The organism is Nostoc sp. JL23 (assembly GCF_017115065.1).
GTDB classification, from domain to species: domain Bacteria; phylum Cyanobacteriota; class Cyanobacteriia; order Cyanobacteriales; family Nostocaceae; genus Nostoc; species Nostoc punctiforme_A.
The window spans coordinates 1-5,526 of sequence record NZ_JABXKN010000084.1 but is presented as its reverse complement, the minus strand read 5'-3'; the positions used below and the strand labels follow the sequence as shown (position 1 = coordinate 5,526).

4 protein-coding genes and 1 pseudogene are annotated in these 5,526 nt (G+C 41.1%); 2 read left to right on the top strand and 3 right to left on the bottom strand.

Annotated elements, in window-relative coordinates:
• Window positions 1-415 precede the first annotated feature (415 nt).
• Window positions 416-997, top strand: a complete 582-nt coding sequence (locus HWQ42_RS17280) for a DUF4360 domain-containing protein (RefSeq protein ID WP_292814279.1) — start codon at window positions 416-418, stop codon at window positions 995-997.
• 176 nt (window positions 998-1,173) lie between these two features.
• Here the strand turns inward: HWQ42_RS17280 and HWQ42_RS17275 are convergent, their stop codons facing one another.
• Both HWQ42_RS17275 and HWQ42_RS17270 read right to left on the bottom strand, forming a co-directional pair.
• Window positions 1,174-1,530, bottom strand: a complete 357-nt coding sequence (locus HWQ42_RS17275) for a hypothetical protein (protein WP_292814276.1) — start codon at window positions 1,528-1,530, stop codon at window positions 1,174-1,176.
• Window positions 1,531-2,036: 506 nt separating this feature from the next.
• Entirely contained in the window at window positions 2,037-2,504 is a 468-nt protein-coding gene (locus tag HWQ42_RS17270) for a hypothetical protein (protein WP_292814282.1), read from the bottom strand.
• Between the two features lie 247 nt (window positions 2,505-2,751).
• Here HWQ42_RS17270 and HWQ42_RS17265 point away from each other — a divergent pair.
• Window positions 2,752-3,507: pseudogene (locus HWQ42_RS17265) on the top strand (IS982 family transposase); the annotation flags it as partial.
• 546 nt (window positions 3,508-4,053) lie between these two features.
• Here the strand turns inward: HWQ42_RS17265 and HWQ42_RS17260 are convergent.
• Complete coding sequence (locus tag HWQ42_RS17260) at window positions 4,054-5,475, bottom strand: calcium-binding protein (protein WP_292814274.1); 1,422 nt, start codon at window positions 5,473-5,475, stop codon at window positions 4,054-4,056.
• Between the last annotated feature and the right edge of the window lie 51 nt (window positions 5,476-5,526).

Here is a 5,526-nt window from a genome sequence, read left to right as displayed (position 1 = left end):
TTAGAGTTAGTGTAACTATCTATGTAAAGTTTTGTATCAGTATTCAACATTTCTGATCCAAAGGGTAATAATTTTTTCTTGATATTTGATTACCATACTGTTTTGCACTCCCATTATTTTCCAGTAATTCGAGTTTGGGTAGCTAACAGAATAAGAATAGAGTAGCAAGGATATCTTAGCGATAGAATGCTTTTAAGCTTTTCATTTTAATTAGTGAGTTGGAGAGCATAATAGCTGCTACCTTCAGATATCCATAGTACTCTCTAAATCATATTTGAAGCAACTAAATTTGATATTTTTGTAACGATTTGAAGGCTTTCAGTACAACTTATACAACTCAGACGCAATTCAACCTTGATTTCCAACAGCAGAATGTCACAGTAAATCTGGTTAGTAGATTCGCGATCAAAAAATTATGAAATTTGTAAAAGTATTTCTTGCTGCCGTTACATTAATTACTGCTTCAGTTAGCCCCGCCTTTGCTGATGCCAAAGTTGAAATTTTAGGTGCAAGTTATGGCGGTAACGGTTGTCCCAATGAATCCGCCAGTTTGAGCGTTAGTCCCGATGGTCAAGAGCTAACCATTTTATTTGACAAGTTTGCAGCCATCGGAAATGTCGCCGCACAAAGGCGGAAAAGCTGTAATTTGAGTATTCCGATCAAATTACCCCAAGGCTTTCAAATTTCCCTTTATGATGCTGATTATCGGGGTTATATTGCTCCCGGAACTACTGGGACACTAAGAGCAGAGTACTTTTTTGCTGGTACCCGCGGCCCAGTTTTTTCTCGGACTTTTAGTGGCGAAACTGACTATAATGTTCGAGATAGCTTGGCGACAGTAGCTGATGTTTGGTCGGGCTGTGGTGACAGTGTAAATATGCGGGTGAATACTGCGATGACTGCGAAAGGTCAAGGGATGGCTACTGTTGACTCCTTCGATCTTGCACACCGAGGTTTGGTTTATCACATAAAATATCGCACCTGTCGTAAAAACTAGTACACTTCCGGATAATTCCGGCACAGAAAATTTATTCTGAAACCTTTTATCTAGTGGGATTTTTACTCATAGTAAACGCAGAGTACAGTACATACGTTGCGTTAGCGTAAAAGCAAATATTGACCCTAGCGCAAAATATATTCTCTACTGTATTGTTGCCCAAGAGTATGAAGTGATTAAATCAGAATAGGGAGCAGAATTGACCCAACAAGAGACACAGTTAGGATTTGGCGACTTAGCCAATCAGCGTTTTCGCGCAGGATATGCAGAATACTACCGTGAACCACTGTTTCTATCTGTATCCGCTCCTGTAGAGGGAAAGAGTAGTGGCTTTTAGGGTTGCTGGATAATTCCTGTACCTCTTCGACTACATAGCGGTTAGGGATATGACTTAGAATGTGGGCAATTAACTTTTGGCGTAACTCATGAATCGAAAAAGCTAACTGATAAGGATGTTCAGGGTACTCATCTAAGACATTTTCAATTTCTTGAATGACTATTGGCAATGTTAAATTAATCAACGTATGTGACATTAGTGTTGTTTGATATAGATGTTTACTTTCAAGCCTAGATTCATTTGATAAATGTACAGTCTGTTCTCAAAAATATTTCCAGATGGTTCCTAATTTCTCTTCTTCTAAAAAGTGTAACAACCAGACGTTTGAAATCAAGTATATACAAGAGTTTGATTGATAGTTGAATTGTATAAGTTGATTAACGACGCACACAAAACGTAGCCAGATTAATTTAGCAATATAACTCTCTTTGAGGAATTAACCAGTAAAGCAATCGCAGTTCTAGCGATCTCCTGATGGTAGAATAAGTCTAAAATTAATAACATTCATAATGTTACATGAATTTCTCTTAGCAGAACGTGACGAAATTCTCGCCTTATGTTCAAAAAAGATCACGGGTCTTGGTGATTCCATGAGTTCGAGCGACGAAATGGAAAGAGGATTACCTGTGTTCTACGATGAACTCATTGAGGTATTACGTGCTGATGCTGATATAGATGAATCTAGGGAACCAGATAACAATTCTATAGAAAGTGTTCACAGAGCCGCAGCAGAGCGCCGGGGGAAAGAGTCGTTAAAACTTGGCTACAGCATTTCTCAAGTTGTTCATGGCTACGGCGCTCTTTGTCATCTTTGAGGGTATTAGCGATGCCAGCTTTGGGCGGATCAAACAGAGCAAGGTAGCCGAGAAATGTCATGTTCGTTTCATCATCTTTGGTGAAAGAATCTTGATTAAAATCACGATAAGCCACACCCAAGGCTCTAAATCCCTTACTGCCCAAGTCTTGGGCCTGTTGGTGGAGTTTTTGTCGCTGATCTGCAATAGCGATCGCTTTTCCCTCACCAGTCTCAACAGTTGAGCAAACATCTAGAATATTTTTCAGTGCGCCTTTAGTGATAATCAGATGCGTACTCTCTGTTTTAAACAAGATGCTTAGACGTTTGCGGTTAAAGTCATAAGGCACTTCATCTAGCTTTTGATAGGCAGAAATATCGAATGTTTTGTATTCACGAATCGCTGCATCGATAGGATTAATATAATCTGACTCAGATGCAGCATTTAAATAAGCGTAAAGTAACGTGAGTTCGACGGTTAGAAAAAGGCGAAAAGCTTGCTAGATATGAAGCGCGAGAAACTGGGTAGGTTTTGGCGATCGCTAAGATTGATTGAGAATTGGCAAAAAAGTCACAAAAAAACGCCGAGACTAAAAATATCAAAGAAAAATGAGGGTCTCGGCTATGTCTACCATTGTATCTCGCCTTGACATCACACAAATTTTCTGTGACGTAGATGATTTCTGCAATCAATGGGAAAGCCTGTGGCAGCAAGTACCACAGTTACCATCAACAACGGGAGAACGCCGCAGCACTTCCCGAATGCACTTATCAGAGGTAATGACAATAGCGATGGCTTCGCCAACGCCAAGGGCGAACGCATTTCATGGTAGTGGTTATAAGACTTTCAAGGAGTTCTACACATTGCATGTGCTACAAAGCTGGCGTGGAGCGTTTCCCAACTTGGTGAGCTATACCAGATTTGTGGAACTGATGCCTTGGTGTTTAATGTTGTTGTGTTGTTTTTTGCATACACGCACGGGACAGATTACAGGGATTAGTTTTATTGATTCTACCCCGATAAATGTTTGTCATAATTGTCGCTCTCACGCCCATAAAGTTTTTAAAGGGTTGGTGAAATGGGGGAAGAATTCTGTAGGTTGGCACTTTGGTTTTAAACTTCATTTGATTATTAATGATTGTGGAGAATTACTGGCATTCAAGCTAACGCAAGCCTTTGTAGACGACCGGAAGCCAGTACCAGATATGACCAAGGACTTAATTGGTAAACTTTTTGGAGACCGGGGATAATCTGGTCAAAAATTATTTGAGGAGTTATATGAGCGAGGTTTAGAGTTAGTCACCAAATCTAAAAAGAAGATGAAAAACCGTTTGGTAAAACTGATTGATAAAATTCTTTTACGCAAACGGGCAGTAATTGAGTCTGTCAATGACCATCTCAAAAATATGTGTCAAATAGAACACTCAAGGGCATCGCAGTGTGTTTAACTTTTTGGTCAATCTGATGGCTGGTTTGACTGCTTACGCCTATTTACCCAAAAAACCGTCGATTGATATTTACCCAAAAGATTTGCCTGCACTACCTCCTGCCGTTTTCTGATCCGTCGAACTCACGTTAAAGTAGAACGCGATTCGCCTGCGGGGAGTCTACGCCAACACTTTCTTGACCTTCCACATCAACCGCAGAGTGAATTTTCACCTCTCCTTCCGTCAGCGTCGAATGGCACTAAGAAAACCGGAAACGGTTATCAATTAAGCGCTTTGCAACTGCTTACGTAATTCATGCCGTGCTTTGGTCATTAAGGGGTAAGCTTTTGGGTGACGTTTACGAACCCGTGCTTCACTTCTACCGGGGCGATCGTTATAATTGCATTGATGAATCGGATCTAAGTTGCTATTTCACACCCCTTGCAATCCGACCATTTTCTATTCTCTCTGCTTAGAGTCATAGAGCGCTAATCCTAATTAAACAACCACAAAATTGTTGTTGGTTAGGGACAATCCACTCGAAAGTTGTCCAAATTGTAGCTGAGTAAAGGCGCTGGCACTGCCATCTCGATCAAAGAACAATGCACCTGTAACATCGTCGTAAATAAATTGCTGAGTGCTAGTGGTTGCAGATGCTCCGATGCTAAACTGACTTGTCTGAAGTGAACCTGGTGATAACCCGCCACCAAAGCCAGCAGCCGATACCTGAATCAATCCATTAGTCGCGTTGAAGTCATCAATACTATCGATGCCTTCATTGAAACTATTGAAAGCAAAGGTATCACTACCATCATATCCTCCATAGAGGGTATCATTACCTTTGCCACCTATAAGGATATCATTGCCACCACCACCGTTGAGGGTATCATTACCATTACTCCCCACAATATTGTCATTGTACCCTGTACCTGTGATATCTAATCGTTCGATATTTTTGTAGCTAATCCGATTCGTGCCAGCCGTAATTGATCCTTGGTTAGTGGTGGCATTGAAAGTTGAAGTGATTGCATCACTACCATTGCCGTCATCGACGATCAACAAATCGTCACCTTTGCCGCCATCTATTGTGTCATTCCCACCAATAACGTTAACGCTCTGATCTCCAAAGTTCCCGACAGAGTAAGTATAGTTTCCTATTATCCTATCGTTGCCCTTGCTCCCCACAATATTGTCATCGTATTCTGTACTTGAAATATTTAATCGTTCGATATTCTTGTAGCTAACCCGATCCCCGCCCACCGTAATTAAGCCAGTATTAGTGGTAGCATTGAAAGTTGAAGTGATTCCCTGGTAACTACTTGCGCCATAGGACAACAAATCGTCACCAGTGCCCCCATCTATTGTATCATTCCCGCCATTGAACGTAGAGATCCTATCGTTGCCATTGCTCCCCACAATATTGTCATCGTACCTTGTACCTGAGATATATAATCGCTCAATATCCTTGTAGTTAATTAGTCTCGTGCCTGCGGTAATTGTTCCAATATTAGTAGTAGTATCGAAAGTTGAAGCAATTCCCTGGCCATTACTTTCATAGGTAGAACCATAGGTAGAAAACCTTAACAAATCGTTACCTATTCCCCCATCTACCGTATCATTTCCACTCAGACCCGGATCAAGCGTATCGTTGCCATTGTTTCCCACAATCAAGTCATCGTAGTTTGTACCTGTGATTTCTAATCGCTCGATATTCTTGTAGTTAACCCGACTCGTGCCTGCCGTAATTGAGCCAATGTTAGTAGTAGTATCGAAAGTTGAAGTGATTGCTCCGGTCGCACTACCGTAATCGACGCTTAACAAATCGTCACCTATTCCCCCATCTGTCGAAGAAATTCCCGGGGCATCATAGTTGACATTGACGCTTAACAAATCGTCACCTATTCCCCAGGGGAAACGCACCTTATTTCCTAACAAAAACTAATAAGGATTTCAAAGTCATCTATACAAGTG